This is a genomic window from Paraburkholderia sp. IW21 (assembly GCF_041321145.1).
Classification (GTDB): domain Bacteria; phylum Pseudomonadota; class Gammaproteobacteria; order Burkholderiales; family Burkholderiaceae; genus Paraburkholderia.
The window spans coordinates 510,810-528,907 of the sequence record NZ_JBGGWA010000001.1 but is presented as its reverse complement, the minus strand read 5'-3'; the positions used below and the strand labels follow the sequence as shown (position 1 = coordinate 528,907).

9 protein-coding genes are annotated in these 18,098 nt (G+C 50.8%); 4 read left to right on the top strand and 5 right to left on the bottom strand.

All coding sequences use genetic code 11. The features are described from left to right. Positions 1-132: 132 nt before the first annotated feature. The 4 genes from ACAX43_RS02335 to ACAX43_RS02320 all read right to left on the bottom strand — a co-directional run bounded on the left by ACAX43_RS02335 (position 133) and on the right by ACAX43_RS02320 (position 13,435). Entirely contained in the window at positions 133-9,945 is a 9,813-nt protein-coding gene (locus tag ACAX43_RS02335; RefSeq protein ID WP_370706802.1) for a hypothetical protein, read from the bottom strand. A gap of 604 nt (positions 9,946-10,549) precedes the next feature. Beyond that, positions 10,550-11,413 (bottom strand): MurR/RpiR family transcriptional regulator, encoded by an 864-nt coding sequence (locus ACAX43_RS02330; RefSeq protein WP_370706801.1) that lies wholly within the window; start codon positions 11,411-11,413, stop codon positions 10,550-10,552. Between the two features lie 84 nt (positions 11,414-11,497). Further along, positions 11,498-12,574, bottom strand: a complete 1,077-nt coding sequence (locus ACAX43_RS02325) for an ABC transporter ATP-binding protein (protein ID WP_370706800.1) — start codon at positions 12,572-12,574, stop codon at positions 11,498-11,500. An 87-nt stretch (positions 12,575-12,661) separates the two neighbouring features. Further along, positions 12,662-13,435 (bottom strand): SDR family oxidoreductase, encoded by a 774-nt coding sequence (locus ACAX43_RS02320; protein WP_370706799.1) that lies wholly within the window; start codon positions 13,433-13,435, stop codon positions 12,662-12,664. Positions 13,436-13,770: 335 nt separating this feature from the next. Here ACAX43_RS02320 and ACAX43_RS02315 point away from each other — a divergent pair, with 335 nt between their 5' ends. The 3 genes from ACAX43_RS02315 (at position 13,771) to ACAX43_RS02305 (ending at position 16,895) form a co-directional block, all read left to right on the top strand. Continuing rightward, on the top strand, positions 13,771-15,003 hold the full coding sequence (locus ACAX43_RS02315; protein ID WP_370706798.1) for an ABC transporter substrate-binding protein: 1,233 nt from the start codon (positions 13,771-13,773) through the stop codon (positions 15,001-15,003). 153 nt (positions 15,004-15,156) lie between these two features. Then, entirely contained in the window at positions 15,157-16,047 is an 891-nt protein-coding gene (locus ACAX43_RS02310; protein ID WP_370706797.1) for a carbohydrate ABC transporter permease, read from the top strand. Next, positions 16,044-16,895: a carbohydrate ABC transporter permease gene (locus ACAX43_RS02305; protein ID WP_370706796.1), complete on the top strand. Its 852-nt coding sequence runs from the start codon at positions 16,044-16,046 to the stop codon at positions 16,893-16,895. Before ACAX43_RS02310 ends, ACAX43_RS02305 begins: the two co-directional genes overlap by 4 nt. A gap of 103 nt (positions 16,896-16,998) precedes the next feature. Here the strand turns inward: ACAX43_RS02305 and ACAX43_RS02300 are convergent, their stop codons facing one another. Beyond that, on the bottom strand, positions 16,999-17,829 hold the full coding sequence (locus tag ACAX43_RS02300) for an FkbM family methyltransferase (RefSeq protein WP_370706795.1): 831 nt from the start codon (positions 17,827-17,829) through the stop codon (positions 16,999-17,001). On the opposite strand from ACAX43_RS02300, the gene ACAX43_RS02295 reads away from it, so the two are divergent. Next, entirely contained in the window at positions 17,828-18,094 is a 267-nt protein-coding gene (locus tag ACAX43_RS02295) for a hypothetical protein (RefSeq protein ID WP_370706794.1), read from the top strand. The genes ACAX43_RS02300 and ACAX43_RS02295 overlap by 2 nt on opposite strands. Positions 18,095-18,098 lie beyond the last annotated feature (4 nt).

The following is an 18,098-nucleotide window of genomic DNA, read 5'->3' as shown; positions in this document are numbered from 1 at the left end:
TCTGAGTCTGGCGGCAATCGGCTCTGATCCCGGTAGCAGCGTGCTCATGGAACCAGCCGGCGATGTCCATACACGCCGGACGATATCGGAAGGGCACTATTGAATTTACACAATGATTTTAAAGTAACTCTATTAGCGTGGCCCTAAATAATACCACACCATCTTTTTCGCGCCTTGATCGTAGATCCCCACGCCTCCTTCATAAAGACCAATCTTATTCCATGCTTCGATTTCATCGTCATAAGACTCGGGACCATAAAAAATTTTAAAAAGGTCAGGTTCAAATAAATCAAAAGACATTTTTCTATCCATTTTTACAACAAACGGTAATTTAATCACAATATCTTCGGGAATCGGCTTATTTATGTCGATATTATCCTCGACGACAGCATTTTTAGTGAATTCAACTTTATTCTTTACCACTCCAGATTCTTCCAGAACGCGCAGATCCCTGTTTAAATATGCCAATTGTCTCGCGTGCCCCCTATAAAACAATTGATTTTTAGCTATCGACCTTAAAGTATCTCCTGGTCGCGTTAAATATAAACCGGGAAGCTTTATTTCAGTCCCCGCTGGAATATCTGCGTCCACAGGTCGATTCAAGGGAAATACCTCGGCATTCACCCCCATCAAATCATTTATTTCGGCAGTCGAACGGTATATTTTCTTTGAAATATCAGCTATTTTCATCCTGAATGGTGTTTTATACGATAATTCACCTTTATCATAATTCAGCATGATAGTTTCATTAAATGCGTTGGTGAATCTTACGACTCGTCTGACCGAATCAATAGGGCCCGGTCCTAGCGTGACGGCCTGCTTCTCTTTAGTGGTTGTAGAAGTCGTTGTTGTAGCAGATCCGATTAAATCATCACGGTATTGACTGAACAATGCCAACCAATAACTGGGGGTCCGGCGGGGCGCCTCATTGGATACCGTGTCTCTTATCTGGTCAGCAATCTTTTCAATCCGCCGTAGGGGGTCGCATTCAGCAATACCGGCGATATCCACCCCATACTGCGGCAAAATTAATATCGATAATCGACGCATAAATCGTCCAATTGCCGCGGCTGAAAGGTCCGCATCCGCGTAATCAGCCTTACCGGTCACCGCCATACTGTTTAAGAACGTCGCAATTTTTACACTACATGCGACTTGCCGCATAAAAAGACAAAATTGATCCTCACGTTGCAAATTCAGATTGTCGTCAAGTAAATCCATGGGTACTTGCTGGGCAATCAGGTAGAAAAAAACATCGAGTAGATAGATAATCTTCTCTTTATCTTTTATAGAAAGAGCGACCCGGGCTCTTTCTATAATATTCCCTTCATCTGTCAGACTCTCCAGTAACGCATCGTTTCTACCCGCCCCACCATCAGGGGACAATATTTTTTCCTCAACCGGCAAAAGTTTATCGTAAATATCATTATCAACCACCGGCCCTTCATCCTCTCCTCTCTTATTGGAAATGTAGGTTATTTTATATTTAACACCACTCCCTTTCTCAAAAATATTCGCGACAAATCTATAATACTTATCATCTTTTTTATCAGCATAGACAGAGAAAACATCATCGACGGCAACGGATTCAAACACATCATTGTCATTTTGAGTCGAAAATTTATATGCCAAATTACCTACTTTATTATATGTTTTACTGACAGTGAATTTCGCAAGCCGGTTTTTTATTTTGGCAAATAATTGGATCCTTGAGACATGATTTTCCCTCTGCAATATTCTTAATACTGTTCCCGTCTGCCACAACATTGCGCGATTCCATCGACTGCTCTTATAGGGGCCGATCAGTACTTCGCTTTTCGAAGACGCATCTATATTTGAAGACCCTATCATTCTGTCGTCAAATTGATTGAACAACGCCAGCCAATAACTCACTGTCCGATGGGGATTACTTAAAGACAACGGAAGCCGACTCATTTGGTAAGCAATATGATCTATTTTATGTAGCGGATCTAACTCGGAAATCGCATCGATATCAATCGAATATTCACGAAATATTATTCTTGATAAACGGCACATAAACCACCCAATGGCCGTGATTGAGAGGTCCTCTTTAGTGTAATCAAGCTCATCGGTTTGCACCATCGCATTTAATATGACGGCAACTTGCACACTACTTGCGACGAGCTTCATAAACTGGGGCAATTCATCCGGGCGGCGCAAATTCAAAATATCGTCAGGTGCGCACGGTGCCTGGCTGATCAGGTAGAAAAAAACATCTATCAGCGCCAGATTGTCCTGCTTATCGTCTGCCAACAAAACCTTCCTGGCTCTATCTTGAATCCGCTCCGATGTAGCTAATTCATTCAGTCGTGCATCATTGTCACCTACAATATTATCAGGATCTAACGTCCCTACTCCACTCGGTGCCGGCAACCTGTCGTAAATATCAGAAGCGAATACTTTCCCTTCATCCTCTTTTCTTTCTTTATAACTGTAAACAATTTGAAATTTAACATCCTCCCCTTGCGAAAAAATTTCCTTGACGAAACTTCGGTATTCATCATTATTCTGGTCCGCATAGGCAGAAAAAACATCGTCAAGACCTGTCTGTCTGGATAGCTTCTTGCCGTCATCTGTATATAAGCTATACGTTAAATTACCTGCATAATCAAAATTTTTCTCAACCGAAAACGTTACATGTTGTTTTTTTATATTGCCAGTTAATTGAATTTCCACAATATTGTCTGCTTTCGCCAACAGCTTATCCGCTTTAGCAAACAGTTTTAACACTTCTCCAGTTCGCCATAGCACTTCGCGGTTCCATCGACTTCTTTCATAGGGGCCGATTAGGACCGGTGGCGCGTCTTCGGGCACAACAGTTGGTGTTGCACCGTATCCTAATTTATCCTGGTAGTCATCGAGCCTCCCACCCGTAGCACTGAACTCCTCGGTCCATATCGCATTTCCCACGCCCTCCACGTTAAACATTATTTTAAGAACAGCATCAATAAAATCCTCATCAGATACATCCCTGGCAAGGGGAGATACTATCGAAGATAATTTTTCATAATCGGACGCCGAAATTTGTTTGTAGTGCTTCTTAAAAGCGGACAATATTATTCCGCCTTTTATTAGGCGTATCAAATTTTGCAAAAACGATGCGGCAGGATCAATCTCACTCAATATTTTTTTACCACTCTGTTTGAGCGCAATGATTTCCTCGGCAAACTTATGAAGCTGTCGATATAATTTAATCTTCAATGCGCCAGCAACCTCGGATGCAAACGCAACATCACCATTGGGATGTACTCTCTGATAATCTCTACTGACCGTACCTTTGTAAGCTCTAACTTTAAATCCAACGTCAAACTGATTCGCTAGCATCGCAGCGCTAGAATATTTTCCGCCATCAGCGCCATAGCATGACTTTAGTAAAATACTCTTGATGTCTGTTGGAACAAACCCCTTATGGTAGGCCAGCCCACGTATAATATGATATAGCTCATCGCTATCCAGATGATTAATAGTAAATGGATAACCGTGGGCGTCAATGAATAATTCACCGGATTGCGGGTTTAAACTAAAAAGCCCATCCTGTCCTAATAGTTCAATAACTCGATTTTGTCCGCCTTCTCCTGCTGTCGCAGCAAGTGCACTGCCTTGGGGGTACCCGGTTCGAACCTCTAAAGCCGGCTCAATCGTACCCACTTTAGCCCCTCGCTTAAGAAACCTGCCATCAATAAATTGCCCAAATTCTTCAGCCGTCACAATGCTCTTGCCAGGTCCCAAAGCAGGGTCAAGATAGTCATTTTTCATACCGGCAAAGCGCCCATTTCCCACGCTAACAGCAACATGCTTTACGCCTGGTGCTTCCCCAGCTGGCTCCGAAAAAATAATCAATTGACCTTCCGGAACAGCAGTCAACTCCTGGCTTTCACTGATTAATCTGCTCTCTTTACCTTTAAAGAGGTCATTAATAGAAACGCCGGGCTTATTTTGGGCGAGATTTCCTACGATCCTTTCTAAATCAGATACCACCTGAGCATCAACGGCTTTCGAATCCTTCAACACCTGCATGGCGAAATTCCAGCAAACACCGCGACACGTTCCCTCGCTTGTTGAGTGAATTAATTTCCTGGCAGACTTCAGTATGTTAGATTCACCATCGGGTAATATGCTAAAGCCATCACCCACTACTAGCGGTAAAGGTCCAGTATCGATATCATCGATTGAGCGGCCTGCGTCGATAAGTAAGCGGTAGGAGAACAACCTACGATATTCCATTGACTTTTTTAACCGCTTAATAATTACACTACCACCTTGGCCAATCCCGGCACCTACCGTTTCGAACAGCAAGCTCAACGCTGCTTCAAATAAATGGGCCTGTTTTTTATCTGGATCATCGGCAATAGCCACTTGCAGCAGCGGCGGAGTAATCCCTAATGCCAAGCCAATCGCGAAACTGGCCAGCATCCCCAAGGGGAAGGTGGCAAGGGAAACAAACCATGCCACCACCTTTACAACTTCCAGAAAATTGTCCCAGAACAGCTCCGAGTCGGAGGTTGCCAATAGGTCGGCCTCTCTGGAAAGGCGGTCGAGATAATCGCTGTAATAGGAGTAACTCTCCGGCGTGATTTTTTCATACGCGAGAAAATCAGAAGGACGAATCAGTGGAACAGAAACGCGCGCGTCATCAAGCCTGGACGCAGCGGCCTTACGCCGACGTTTAGCTTCGCTACTTTGCGCCAAAGGATCGGTCGAATGCTGTAACATCCATTTCCATAGCTCTTCATCAACATTAAATTGGGCATTGAATATGCGATCAGAACTAAAAGTGCGGCTCGACTGATCTAATAAAGAAATGATATTGACCGTTCCAGTCTTATTAATATAACGCAATAACCCAACCAGCTTTATTCTCATGTACCTCACTTCATCAATGCCAGCCGTGCCGACCAATATTGGTTTAACATTAGCTTGCGTCAACAGATCAAAATCTTTTTTAAGTGCCTCGTTATCTTTCCATCTATTTATTTTTTCAAGGTACAGACTCTGCAAATCCTGGCATTGCAAATAAACGGCCAACCTGAGTAATTTATCTTCCTTGTTTTTTGCAAGGGCAGGCCTTAGTTCATTATTTTTATTAAAGATGAGTTCGCCTAATATATAATACTCGGTCCATTCCTGATCCTCCGGAAATGGATGTCCGGCTACTCTTACACCCTTACCCTTCATTTTTATCTCTATTTTCTCGCCCAGCGTAAGCGTTCCTGTAATTCCTAATTTTTTTGCTTCTTCATCAATGAGTTCCTGAGCGTAGCCAGTAACATTTACAAATTTCGCCTCGTCGATATTTATCTTCGCTTCACGAATTTTTTTCATTTTTTCTATTACATTTTTCGCATCCTCAAGTTCGCCACAAATATCCAAAATCGCACGTCGGGCATCGTTGTCAACGATCGCGGGCCAAAAAATAACTACATTATCCTTCGCCTGCCGGGAAGAGTCGCCGGGAACAATCTCATATTGAGGATACTTAATATGGTCCCCAAAAGCTATTTGTTGCAGACTAAAATATATTTTTTCATCTTCATTCTCACCCGGGATGTAAGCAATCGCTATCCGGCTATCATGAAATAATGATTTTCCGATAATCTCGGCAAGCCGCTTGTTAACGTAGCTAATATTAACGTACTCTTCCTCAGTCTGAGGGTAGGTAAAATTCAGGAATGGATTTTCATTAATTTGTTGGTTTGCGACACTTAAAGCGTCGATAAGAGTTTCGAATGTCCGTATCAGTAACCTGTAGCCGTCTATTTTTTCTGAATTATTATTTTCAGATTGTTTTCTTTGCGCCCTGGCAAGGTCATATTTATTATCATCCAGAATAGAATTCAGCTCGTCCATCAGTACCTTAATAACATGCCTTTCTCCCGCGATACCAATTGGTATCCCTTGATGATACTCGTCTGATATCAGGAGCTGTTCGGCCTGCATGGTGTTCAGTGTGGTGACATAGGTTTCTATCTTATCGTCCGCATGCCCGGCGCTATGCAATGCATAGCGCAAATAGGTTTTCAGAATATTACTCAGCCAGAATGCCTTGACAGTATTAAATAACTTCCCCGCAGAGAGAGCTTTGTAGTAGGGAATGACTTGAGACTTATACTCTCCGAACAAGGTTTTAATCACCAGATTACGCACCCGATTAAGCGCCAGCAGTCCCTCAAGATTGGTGTAGTTATTCTTCTTGAGCTCTTCAACGATGAAAGCCTGCATAGTTAAAAGCATCAAATCCAATTGCAGCAGAAACGCGTAATTATTTTCCGTTTTCTTCATCAGTTCCGGCATAGCGAATAGGGTAGGCTGCAGCTTGCCCATCAGGTGAGTAAAAAACTGTTTCAGCCATGAATCACCGAGTTCTCTTGCCAACTCTAGCGTGTATTTCCGTATATTATTCAGCTGTTTTTCGCCCGGCATGGCAGTCGAGTCTGCCGATAGGTGACGGGGTATGAATATCGAGGGCGCAACAAAGGCTTTACTAAAATCATCATCCGCAGCCACATCAATAAACGACACCTGATCCACCACTTCATCGACATTAACGTTTTGCTTATTCATTACATATTTTTCGACAAAATGCGCTGTAGCACCCAGCCCGACAAACAACGCCACCCCAAGTGCCGGTTCCTCAGGATTTTCCTTCATCCGGCACCATATTCCAGTGAGCCCCTTCCTGGCTCGCCCTGAGAGCGTGTTGGCTTCAGGTTGCGCACGGTCTCGCTCTGCGGGGGCGGGGGAAATCTCGGCGCCCTCGTCCTGGGGCAGTAAATTGCCTTGTTCAGTGGGTGTGGGCATTACAGACCCGCCGTTAGCCGGCTCCATCGGAATGGAGACACTCTCATTCAACGCGACAGGATCGTATCTGGTCGCATCCTGTGCGATGTCTTTTCCTGCCTTGTATTTCTTGTAAATGACAAAGGCCGCGATTATCGATATAAAATAGACGGATAATGCAATGGAAAAAATTTTCTTTTGCGAGGCAAGTTCGTTATTTCCCCAGATGATGTTTTTCAATTCAGGCGCTATGCCAGTGGACTCCCCGGCTAAATCCGCTCCTTCGATTACTCCCAGCCGGAGTACCGTTAGGACATCTGACAGTGGACTCATTCGTATCGGTCCAAAAGGGGAAGTAAGCAAATCCATTTCCCCGCCCTGCAGCAGAATACTGTTCAGTGTGGTACCCGCGGAGGCCAGCATCGCGCCCAGTTGCTGCCGGGACTTTCGCACGCCGATTCTGGCCCATTGTGCCAGCGTCGTGATCAGTAATTGTTCCGCTGTGCGGGTATTGGGCGCAAAAGAGGGCGGTGTAGCATCGAGCATCTCGTGAGTGGGTGGCGTTTCCCCAAACAAAGCGGCCGCATTGGCCGTCACGCTATCAAACAGCCGCTGCAATATATCGTCGCCGATCTTGCGCGCCACGCTTTCCACTTGCTCGGCAAACCGTTTTACCGCTGGATTAGTACTGGTGCCCGTCAGCCCGACCACTTCATGCAGCCACTCAATCCAATCGTCACTGGGGGGTAATTTGTGTCCCTCACTTTTCAGCGCGACCAACCCAGGCAGCAAGGGTAATACCTGGATAATAGTGTCGAAGGTGGCAGTATTGATCTCGGGCAGGTAGCTTTTTAGCAATACGGCTACATTTCGTAAGGCGGTATGGGCCTGTGCGCTGGCGGTACCCGGCTTGAATGCTTGATAGAGCTGCCAAACCAGGCACACCTCTAGCATCCGATCGTAATACCAGCGCCCTTGGGAATTCAATTTCATCTGTTCAAGCAGCCACGCCACTGTCTTTTCCCAGCTCCAGTCAAAAAGGGCGTAAACGGCGCTACCTGTTGCCTGTATCGACCCGACGCTAAATCCGCTTAAGGATGCGAGTAGTTTTGCATCCTTTCCCAGAATATCGCTTATCTTTGCTGCAAATTGTTTGCTGGTTGCTTGCCAGCTTTGACCAGGCGAAACCTGGCTATACCATTCTCTCAATTCGTAGACGTCTTTCCCAGACTCGTAAAAAGTCTTCCCAGCGTTGAATGTGACCAAAAGGGTTGGGAAATAAGGCAGGATAAATGACGCTAACTTCGCCCCTCGGCTGGGGGTGAATATTAACCGGAGCAACTCGGGGAGTTCTTTCTTGCGGTCAGTTTGCGGGCTGGCTATTTTTAGCAACAGCCTGGTGATCCGCATAATCTCTTTACTGTCACCCAATGAATCTTGAAACCGTCCTACCATTGGTTCTAACAAGGTTCCTGACAACGGTGAGGTGCCATTCGAGGGCAACAGTTGATGAGTCAGCCAGTCCAGTTGTGCAAGTCCGTCCGCTTCACCAGGGTACTGCTTGAACAGTTTTACTAAAGCTATGGGAGTTTTCACTGCGGTGAGCGCTGTGAGATCAACCTGTGAAGCCAACAGTTCTACACCTGCATCTGAGATCAACAGGTTCGTTAGCCAATCTAATCTATCACGCTCGTCCTTCTCGGGCGGGAACGCGACGGCATCCAGTTGCTGGTGCAACTGGTCAGCCAATTTAACAAGTGACAGCACGCTCGCAGGTGCAATACTGCGAAACAACGAGTTATCTTTGAGCAGATCAAAATAGTCGCCGAACGTCGCCTCAGAGGGCAGTTTGCGGAGTTTCGTCAGCAGAGTCGCGGCCTGCGATCCTTGCTGTAACAAGGTGCGAAAGCGTGTCGCTTGTTCGGAGGACAATAATTCTGAGACTAGCGGGTCGGTGAGTAGTGTTTGGGCGGTGTACGATATCGTGCGTATATTTTCCTCTACGCTGCGCCCCCGATCAATTTCCTCCAATGACCAGGCCTCGTTAGCCAGATCGAGCCATGGCGGCAATACTGTGATGAAGTCTGGTAAATTTCCCTCACGATTCTTAATCAGAGCGTTGATCGCCTTGAGTTTCTCTGGGAAGCGCTGCGAGGGGTCACCAAGGATCAGGGAGATTTGATTTGGCAATGTCATGTATTCCACGACCACCGCTTTCCCTTTTTTTAATGCTGAATCAATTAACCGTTCCATCACCTGCTGGAGCAGCCGTTTAATCACGACCAGAAACAGGTTGGCATCTTCCTCTGATTGACAGGTGGCCGTGGCTTGTAACGAAGGTGACAGGTCGTCCGTATTACTTTCTCCCTGCTCATCTATCACAGGAGATAATATTCTGCCAGCTTCATAAGATTTAAAAATCGCAGCCGGGGATATCTCCTGCCGCGGCCCCCTCTCCCCATTCATCAGCGCATCAGTAACGGCATTCCTGCCAAATGGAATAACATCAAAGGAGATACCATCTTCCAATTCACTGGCGCGCTGACGGATATAATTCGCCAGTTCGAAGCGAAAATAGTTGCTGGCCTGTTGCGAAGTCTGAATATTTTTACGCTGGAAAATGCAGTTCCGGGCGGACTTGAATTCATCGCCCTGTAAAGCTTCCCATACGGCGGCGAAGAAACAGTTACCGTCAGCGGGAATATCCTTATCGATGCCCTCCACTACCGCCTGATAATGGTTGCGATTGACCCGCCGCAGGGTGATGTCAGTCAAACGGGTGCTGCCCCGTTCATCGTGCAGCACTATGCGATCATCTTCATCCAGGATAGTGATGCGTAGTCCGGCTGCGCTCGCGCCAGGTATACACACTATAAGCGAAGGCGCCATGTCACCGGCTTCGCTCGCCCACTCGCCATTTTGGCTGATTTTACGTGCGACAGCATAGGCGCGTGGGTAAATTAGTTCGTTTGCGTGATCATCGTTTATGGCCGCCCTTTTCTCGATATAAGCCTGGAATTGTTGAGATAGCGCCTCGTCCTCAGGCACGAAAATTTCGCCCTGCGAAAAATCATCTTCACCGACAATTTTCTCGATATGCGTATTTGATTTTTTTCCAGGCTTATTTAGAAATGAACGCTCAGGCATGATCGGCCAATTCCTGTTTATGAGTGTAATTAATTTTATTTAATGCACCACTTGACATGGCATGCATTACGCCTCGAAAAATTTAACTCTGCGATTTATTTATAATGCTTTGAGCATTGAAATAAATATAAATTTCTCAAAGCAAACAGAGACACTATTATTTCACGGCACATCTATTATCTTCCGCATACCGTGCATGCAGTTTATAAACATATTTAAGTACGCATGACGCCATGTCAATCAGACGAAATGACGCGATTCGTCCAATTGCGCGAAAAAGCCGAAGTCATCGTCGTCATATCATCGTTGATGCTGACGAATCTGCCGTTCATGCACAGAACATCGCATCTGCGAAGTACGACATCCGCGCCGGGAGATACCAGATCCGGTCGTGCATATGCTTGAAGTCGTGAAAGCCATTGAAGAACTTTTGTAATGGCTGATGGCATGGACCTGCGTTTTCGCAGGGCGCGAACGGCATTCGCGAGATGTGACCGGAATAACCGGTCTTGCGCTTGATGCACTAACGCCTTTGATCACTGCTTGAACAAGCGGCGAAAGGACAGGATCCCGAGATTGGACGTGAACGCCTCGTGAGGAGAGGTCAATTCCCCGCAGCTTCCCGCTCATGCGACGACAATCTGGCCTTCGCATGCCGCATCTTTTCAAGCGTCTTCGGGCCCGCCTTCAGCGCAACGCCGATCGCAAGCGCGTCCATGATGCAAAGATGCACGAGCCGCGACACGCCCGGCGTATTGGGATCGATGGGACTCGGCACGCGCAGCAGCAGTGGGATATCAACAAGCCAAGCCAGCCGCGAGCCGACATTGGTTAACGCAATCGTCGTCGCACCCCGCTCCTTGGCGATCTGAATACTCTCATTCACTTCCACGCTACGTCCCGAATGCGAAATGGCAAAGGCCACATCGCCCGGCTCCATCAGCCCGGCATAAAGCCGCTGCAAATGCCCATCGGTAAACGCGGTGGCCGCAATATCGAGCCGTAAAAACCGCAGCGCCGCATCTTGCGCGACCAACCCCGAGCCCGACCCCACGCCAAAGAAAAAAACCCGCCCCGCACTCGATAAAGCCGCAATCGCACTCTCAACCACCGCCGGATCCAACGCGCCACACGCGTGCGTAATACCTTCGACCGCCGCCTCACCCACCTTTTCCATCAACGTCTGCACATCATCATCGCGCGCAACCGCCGTCGACGCATACGGCACCCCGCCTGCCACGCTCTGCGCCAATTGCATCTTGAAGTCGCGCAGACCATGCGCACCGATCGCGCGGCAAAACCGCGTGACGGAAGGCTCGGACACCTCCGCGCGCTGCGCGAGCTCGGTGATGCTCGCACGCATCGCAAAGTCCACGTCGCTCAGCACCATCTCAGCGACCTTGCGCTCGGCGGGCCGCAAATTGGCCAGCGCGCTGCGGATGTGGGGAATCAAGTTCGGTGCGGACACCCGGTGTTCCTTAAGGGTTAAATGAATCCGCGTGGCATCGCAGCTTCGATCAGCTTGAATCAGCCTCAAGCGGCAACACGCGGTTCAGACCAGTCTGCGTCCACTCTCCGTATCGAACAGATGAATATGCTCGACCGGCAGACGCAGCGTGACGCGCTGACCGGGCTCGATTTTCGAGCGCTGGCGAGTCGTCACGCACCATGTGCTACCACCTATTTTCCCGTACAAATGGGTTTCGGCGCCAGTTGGCTCGACCACTTCGACGTCCATCGCGACGTCCGGCGTTTGCGCCATGGTCTCGATGTGTTCAGGACGCACGCCGAGCGTGACCTTCGCGCCCACGGCGGCCGTTGCCGGCACGCTCTCCAACGCGATCTCACCGCCGTCCGTAAGCTTTAAAGCGTGACGCTGCCCACTGTTCGTCAACACGCCTTCAGCAAAATTCATCGACGGCGAGCCCAGGAAGCTCGCGACAAACAGATTCGCCGGATGGTCGTACAGTTCCAGCGGTCGCCCAATCTGCTCGATGCGCCCCGCGTTCATCACGACGATGCGGTCGGCCATCGTCATCGCTTCGATCTGATCGTGGGTGACGTAGATCACGGTATTCTTCAGGCGCTGATGTAGCGCCTTGATTTCAGTGCGCATCTGCACGCGCAGTTTGGCGTCGAGATTGGACAACGGTTCGTCGAACAGGAACAGCGACGGCTCGCGCACCACCGCGCGACCCATGGCGACACGCTGACGTTGACCGCCGGATAGCGCACGCGGCAAGCGGTCGAGATAACTGCTGAGATTCAGCATCTTCGCAGCCGCTTCGATCCGCGGCTTGAAACTCGCCGAGGATTCCTTACGAATCCGCGGCCCGAACGCGATGTTCTCGTAGACCGACAGATGCGGGTACAGCGCGTAGCTCTGGAACACCATCGAGATATTACGCTGTTGCGGCGCGAGACTATTAGCCCGCGTGCCGCCGATCATCAGATCGCCGCCGCTGATCTCTTCGAGCCCCGCCACCATACGCATCAGCGTGCTCTTGCCGCAACCCGACGGGCCGACCAGCACGACGAACTCGCCGTCGTCGATGTCGAGATCGATGCCGTGCACCACTTGCGTGTCGCCATAGCGTTTGAAGATGCCGCTCAGTTGCACTGCTGCCATGCTGTCCTCACCGTCGTGCTGTCATGCGGACGTGCCGTCTTGCTTCATCGAGCAAAGAATGCACCGCGCTAACTGGTTCAAAGCGAGTCAAAACGATTCGAGCGTCAGTTCTTCCGCCATCAAACGATTGCCGGCCATCAAGCCGCCGTCGACCGGCAGCGCGACGCCGGTAATGACGCGTGCCATCGGCGACGCGAGAAACAGCACCGCGTCGGCGATGTCGTCGGGCGTCGCGAAGTCGCGTAACGGGTACCACTTCTTCAGATCCTCGAAGACCTGCGGATGCTTGTCGACCCGCGCCTGCCACGCCTGCGTCTTCACAGTCCCCGGACAGACGATGTTCGCGCGAATGCCATAACGGCCGAGTTCGATCGCCAGCGCTTTCGTGTAGCTGATGAGACCCGCCTTCGCCGCGCTATATGCCGGATGCCCGAGCGCCGCCATGCCGTTCACCGAGCCGATCAGCACCAGCGCGCCCTTCTGCCGTTCGATCATCGACGCACGCACGGCTTCCACCGTGTGATACGTGCCATTCAGATTCAGATGGATGTCGCGTTGCCAACTGGCGGCGTCGGTCGTGGCGAGCGTCAGGCCTTTGGCTGCGCCCGCGTTGGCGACCAGCACGTCCACTGGACCGCGCAACCCGACCGCTTCGGCCACCGCTTGCTGCACTGCGGTTGCGTCGCCGAGATCGACCGCGATCGTCGTGACGTGCGCCTCGCCTAGCTGCACAGCCAGCCCCCTAAGCGCGACCGCATCGATATCGAGCGCCAGCACCGTATCGCCCTGCTCCACGAAGCGCTTGCACAACACGCTGCCAATGCCCCCGCAAGCGCCCGTCACCAACACCACACGATTCATGTCCGCCCTCGCTCCTCAGCCCTGTTGCCGCACTGGATTAGCGTGTAAATTTCCTACAAACCGACACTAATCGGTTATCTAGTCGTCCCGAATATTGGGTACCGGTCACTTTCGTTTCTTGCAGAATATCTCTGCTTTACAGCATCTTATGCACAAACAGGATGGAGAAAAAATATGGCAGACCCTACGTGACAAGCTATTTTTCGTCGTGTAGGATTTTTTCAAACAATTTAACCAGAGCGGCCGGCGACGGCAGCAGACCACCCCCACCATTGTTGGATGGGACCGGAGTAAGTACTAAAGCGCTAACTCCGATCGACACAGGAGAGAGAAAAATGTCGTTGCATGCCCGTGCTTCCCTCGCGCTAGGCAAAGTTGCCGTGGCGCTCGCGTTTGCAGGCCTCGCCGTCGCGGCTCACGCCGACACGGTCCGCGTGACGGTCGCGCATTACAGCGATGCGACCGCGCCGTACTTCGAAAAAATGGCTCGCAACTTCGAGAAGGCCAATCCCGGCACGACCATCAAGATCGAAGACGTGAACTGGGACACGCTGCAACAGAAACTGCAAACGGACATCTCCGGCGGCGCCAACGCCGACCTGGCGATCGTCGGTACGCGCTGGCTGCTCGACTTCGTGAAGGACGACGTTGCCGAGCCGCTCGACGGCTACATGGACGCGAGCTTCAAGGGCCGCTTCATCGGCCCATTCCTCGCGCCTGGCGAAATCAACGGCAAGGTCTACGGCCTGCCGATCGCCGCTTCCGCGCGCGCGCTCTACTACAACAAGGATCTGCTCGCGAAGGTCGGTTATCCCGACGGCCCGAAAACGTGGAATGACGTGATCGATGCGTCGAAGAAGTTGAAGGCGCAGGGCGTTGCGGGCTTTGGTCTGCAAGGCAAGGAAATCGAAACCGACGTCTATTATTACTACGCCCTGTGGACCAATGGCGGTGACGTAGTCGGCAAAGACGGCAAGGCGGCGTTCAATTCGCCGGCCGGCATCAAGGCGGCCACGCTGTACAAGACGATGATCGACCAGGGCCTGACGCAACCTGGCGTGACCGGCTACAGCCGCGAAGACGTGCAGAACCTGTTCAAGCAGGGCCGCGTCGCGATGATGATTTCCGCGCCGTTCCTCGCGAAGCAGATCAAGAAGGAAGCGCCGAATCTGAAATACGGCATCGATCCGATCCCGATGGGCACGACGCACGCCACTTATGCCGTCACCGACTCGATCGTGATGTTCAAGAACTCGAAGGTGAAGAAGTCGGCATGGAAGTTCCTCGACTATCTGTTCACGAAGGAGCCGCGCGTCGAGTTCACGACGACCGAAGGCTTCCTCCCGACCACCAAGGCGGAGGCAACCGATCCGGCGTTCAACGATCCGGATACCAAGGCTTTCGTCGCGCTGCTGCCGACAGCCCACTTCGCGCCGACCGTGACCGGCTGGGAAGACACCGCTAAGGCCGTGACCGATGCGATGCAGTCGATCTATCTGGGCAAGGCGAAGCCCGCTGACGCGTTGAACGCCGCAGCAGCGCAAGCAAACAAGTCGCTCGGTAAGTGATCGCGTAGTCTCGTAGTGATTTGCTGAATACGGAACGCGCGCTGCCGTTGCGAAGGCAGCGCGCGTTTCCGGTCGTAATACACGTAGTGCACTATCCGGCCCATCCCGTCGCGCCGCCTTTTCAATGGGGACGCGTCTTACGATCGAGCACGCATGAGCCGTTCCGCTTCTTCGCGCCTGCAAGCGCCCTGGTTGCTGATTGCGCCGAGTCTGGTGTTGGCGCTTTTCATCATCAGCTATCCGATTTTCAATATCGTGTGGCAATCGCTACACGAGGTTTCGCGCTTCGGCGCGATTCGCGATTTCACCGGTCTGCAGAACTTCTACACGATTTTTACCGACCCCGCATTTCTCGCCGCCGCCAAACGGACGATTGTCTGGACCGTGTGCGTGGTGGGCGGCACGGTGCTGATTTCGGTGCCGGTTGCGCTGGTGCTGAATCAGGATTTCTATGGACGGGGCGTGGCGCGCACGATTGTGATGCTGCCGTGGTCCGTCTCGCTGACGATGACTGCCGTGGTGTGGCGCTGGGCCTTCAACGACGACTACGGCATGGTCAACGTCACGTTGCAGCGGCTTGGATTGATCGGCGGTCCAATTCATTGGCTCGCGACGCCGGAACTCGCGTTTCCGGTGGAGATTGCCGTCGGCATTCTGGTGTCGATTCCATTTACGGTGACGATTCTGCTGGGCGGCTTGTCGTCGGTACCGGGCGATATTTATGAAGCGGCGCGGATGGATGGCGCCAGCGCGTGGCAGCAGTTTCGCAAGCTGACGATGCCGCTCTTGCGGCCGTTCATCAACATGACGATTCTGTTGAATGTGATCTACGTGTTCAATTCCTTCCCGATCATTTGGGTGATGACGCAAGGCGGCCCGGACAACGGAACGCACATTCTCGTCACGTATCTCTACGAGTTAGGCTTCCGGCTGGGACGTCCCGGCGAAGCCGCGGCGGTGTCGCTGATCATGCTCGTCATGCTGTTCGTTTTCTCGATCGCCTATCTGCGCCTGCAGCCCGCGAAAGAAGGAGATCCGTCATGAGTCTTAGCGTCAAGATGAGGCGCTCGCTGTGGTGCTGGCTGGCGTTGTCGCCGCTGGTGGTGGTGGTGCTGTTTCCGTTTGCCGTGATGCTGTTTACTGCTTTGAAGCCGGCTTCGGAGATTTTTGTTTATCCGGCACGGTGGCTACCGGTGCATTGGCAGTGGAGCAATTTTTCGGACATGTGGGTCGCGGCTAATTTTGGCGTGGCGCTGAGGAATAGCTGTGTGATTAGCTTCCTTTCCACCGCGTTGGCGTTGGCCGTGAGCTTGCCGGCGGCTTATGCCTTGGCACGGTTTCCGTTTCGCGGGAAGGGCTTGTATCGGCAGTTTCTTTTGGTGACGCAGATGTTGTCGCCGATTTTGCTGGTAGTGGGGTTGTTCCGGCTCGCCGCGATGATTCCTTATGGGGACGGGAATCTGGTTGATTCGAAGATCGGTGTGATCGTTTCTTATGCGGCTTTTAATATCGCGTTTGCAGTCTGGATGTTGTCTTCTTACTTTCAGACCGTGCCAAGGGATCTGGAAGAGTCGGCCTGGCTTGAGGGATGTGGAAGGACTAGAGCGGTTTTTAAGGTGTTCTTGCCGTTGGCGGTGCCTGCGATTGTTGTGACGGCGATCTTTACGTTCATCAATGCCTGGAATGAGTTTGCTGTGGTCTATACGTTGATCCGGTCGCCGGAGAATAAGACTTTGACCGTGCAGGTTACGGATATGGTCGCCGGGAAGTACGTCGTCGAATGGCATCTGGTGATGGCCGCTACCCTCTGCGCGACGTTGCCGGTTTCGATCGTGTTTGCCTGGCTGCAGCGGTTCCTCGTGAAGGGGTTGGCGTTGGGGGCGGTGAAGTAGGTTTGGGGGACGGGCAGCCGGAACTGTCCTGAGGTGATCATAATAAAAGTTCGTTCTCGATCACTCTGGCAGGTACGCGATCCGCACATTGCCCCGTCATTCGTTAGTGCGCTGTTTCAGTGCGGGCCCTCAATTCTTCAGCGCTGCGATACGCTAGCAGGTTGATGCACTCCGGAAGAACCGCCGAAGCCTTAATCTCCTTCAGCTCATGATGTGAAATATGGCCTATATAGAATCCCAAGCCAACGAGCAGATTATATATCTCGGCGAATGAATACCCATATTTTTTGAAGTGAGCATCCCAGGCCTCAAAATATATAAATTTTGTGTTCTGGAGAGTCTTTCCGGCGCCTTCAAAAACGAATTTCTCGTAGCCTTCCACATCAATTTTCAAAAGCGTGATTTTCTCATCCGCGCAAAGCACATCCAGCGTAAGAACTGGGACAACGATAGGCCCCGATTTCTGCACATTATTTTGATCATCTGCCGATGAATCTGAAAAATGCAACCAACCCAGGGAATTTCCAATTGCGGCTTGAGCGACCTGTATGTTATCCGATTTATTTAATCTGATATTGTCTCTGAGGAATCCGGCCGTCCTTGGATGCGCCTCAAACGCAGTAACCCGTCCTGTCGGACCGACAAGTTTGGAGGCTTCAATCGAAAGATGCCCGATGTTCGCACCCACGTCGACGAAGCAGTCTCCGGGTTTTAATATCGACCGAAGGACATCGCTGTCTTCGTCCCTGTCATTCCCATTAACCCATAACGACATTGAAAGCGCCGCGGGATGAAGATACAGTTTGTAGCCTGGACGTTGAACTTTAAAAAAACGCCAGAGACCCGTGTGTTTAAAAACTCTGGAAGCAATGAATCGAAAAGGTTTTGGCTGACGCGATATAATTTTCACATATTTATTGAAGTCAACCTTCATGATTTATCCTCTTCATTTAAAGGATGGGGTTCTTTGCAAAATTTTGAAGCTAGTTCCTATGGGCGCGCATCCACCTTTAATTCCAGCCGCTTTCGTAGCAAGTGTAGATCACTTAGGCACGGTCTCGGAGGACATGCGGCGTAGCAAAACGCGGCTGGCGGTAAATGCCTGGAAAATGCGGGAAAACAACGAGGGGCACGGCGCCCCGAACAACGAGGCGCACATTCTCGTCACGTATTTCTATGAGTTGGGTTTGGCGCGGTGAAGTA

Excerpts from the sequence above, each read along its gene's own strand:
- ACAX43_RS02315 (WP_370706798.1), top strand. The coding sequence starts at position 13,771 with ATGTCGTTGCATGCCCGTGCTTCCCTCGCGCTAGGCAAAGTTGCCGTG.
- ACAX43_RS02305 (WP_370706796.1), top strand. The coding sequence starts at position 16,044 with ATGAGTCTTAGCGTCAAGATGAGGCGCTCGCTGTGGTGCTGGCTGGCG.
- ACAX43_RS02295 (WP_370706794.1), top strand. The coding sequence starts at position 17,828 with ATGATTTATCCTCTTCATTTAAAGGATGGGGTTCTTTGCAAAATTTTG.
- ACAX43_RS02325 (WP_370706800.1), bottom strand. The coding sequence starts at position 12,574 with ATGGCAGCAGTGCAACTGAGCGGCATCTTCAAACGCTATGGCGACACG.
- ACAX43_RS02300 (WP_370706795.1), bottom strand. The coding sequence starts at position 17,829 with ATGAAGGTTGACTTCAATAAATATGTGAAAATTATATCGCGTCAGCCA.
- ACAX43_RS02310 (WP_370706797.1), top strand. The coding sequence starts at position 15,157 with ATGAGCCGTTCCGCTTCTTCGCGCCTGCAAGCGCCCTGGTTGCTGATT.
- ACAX43_RS02335 (WP_370706802.1), bottom strand. The coding sequence starts at position 9,945 with ATGCCTGAGCGTTCATTTCTAAATAAGCCTGGAAAAAAATCAAATACG.
- ACAX43_RS02320 (WP_370706799.1), bottom strand. The coding sequence starts at position 13,435 with ATGAATCGTGTGGTGTTGGTGACGGGCGCTTGCGGGGGCATTGGCAGC.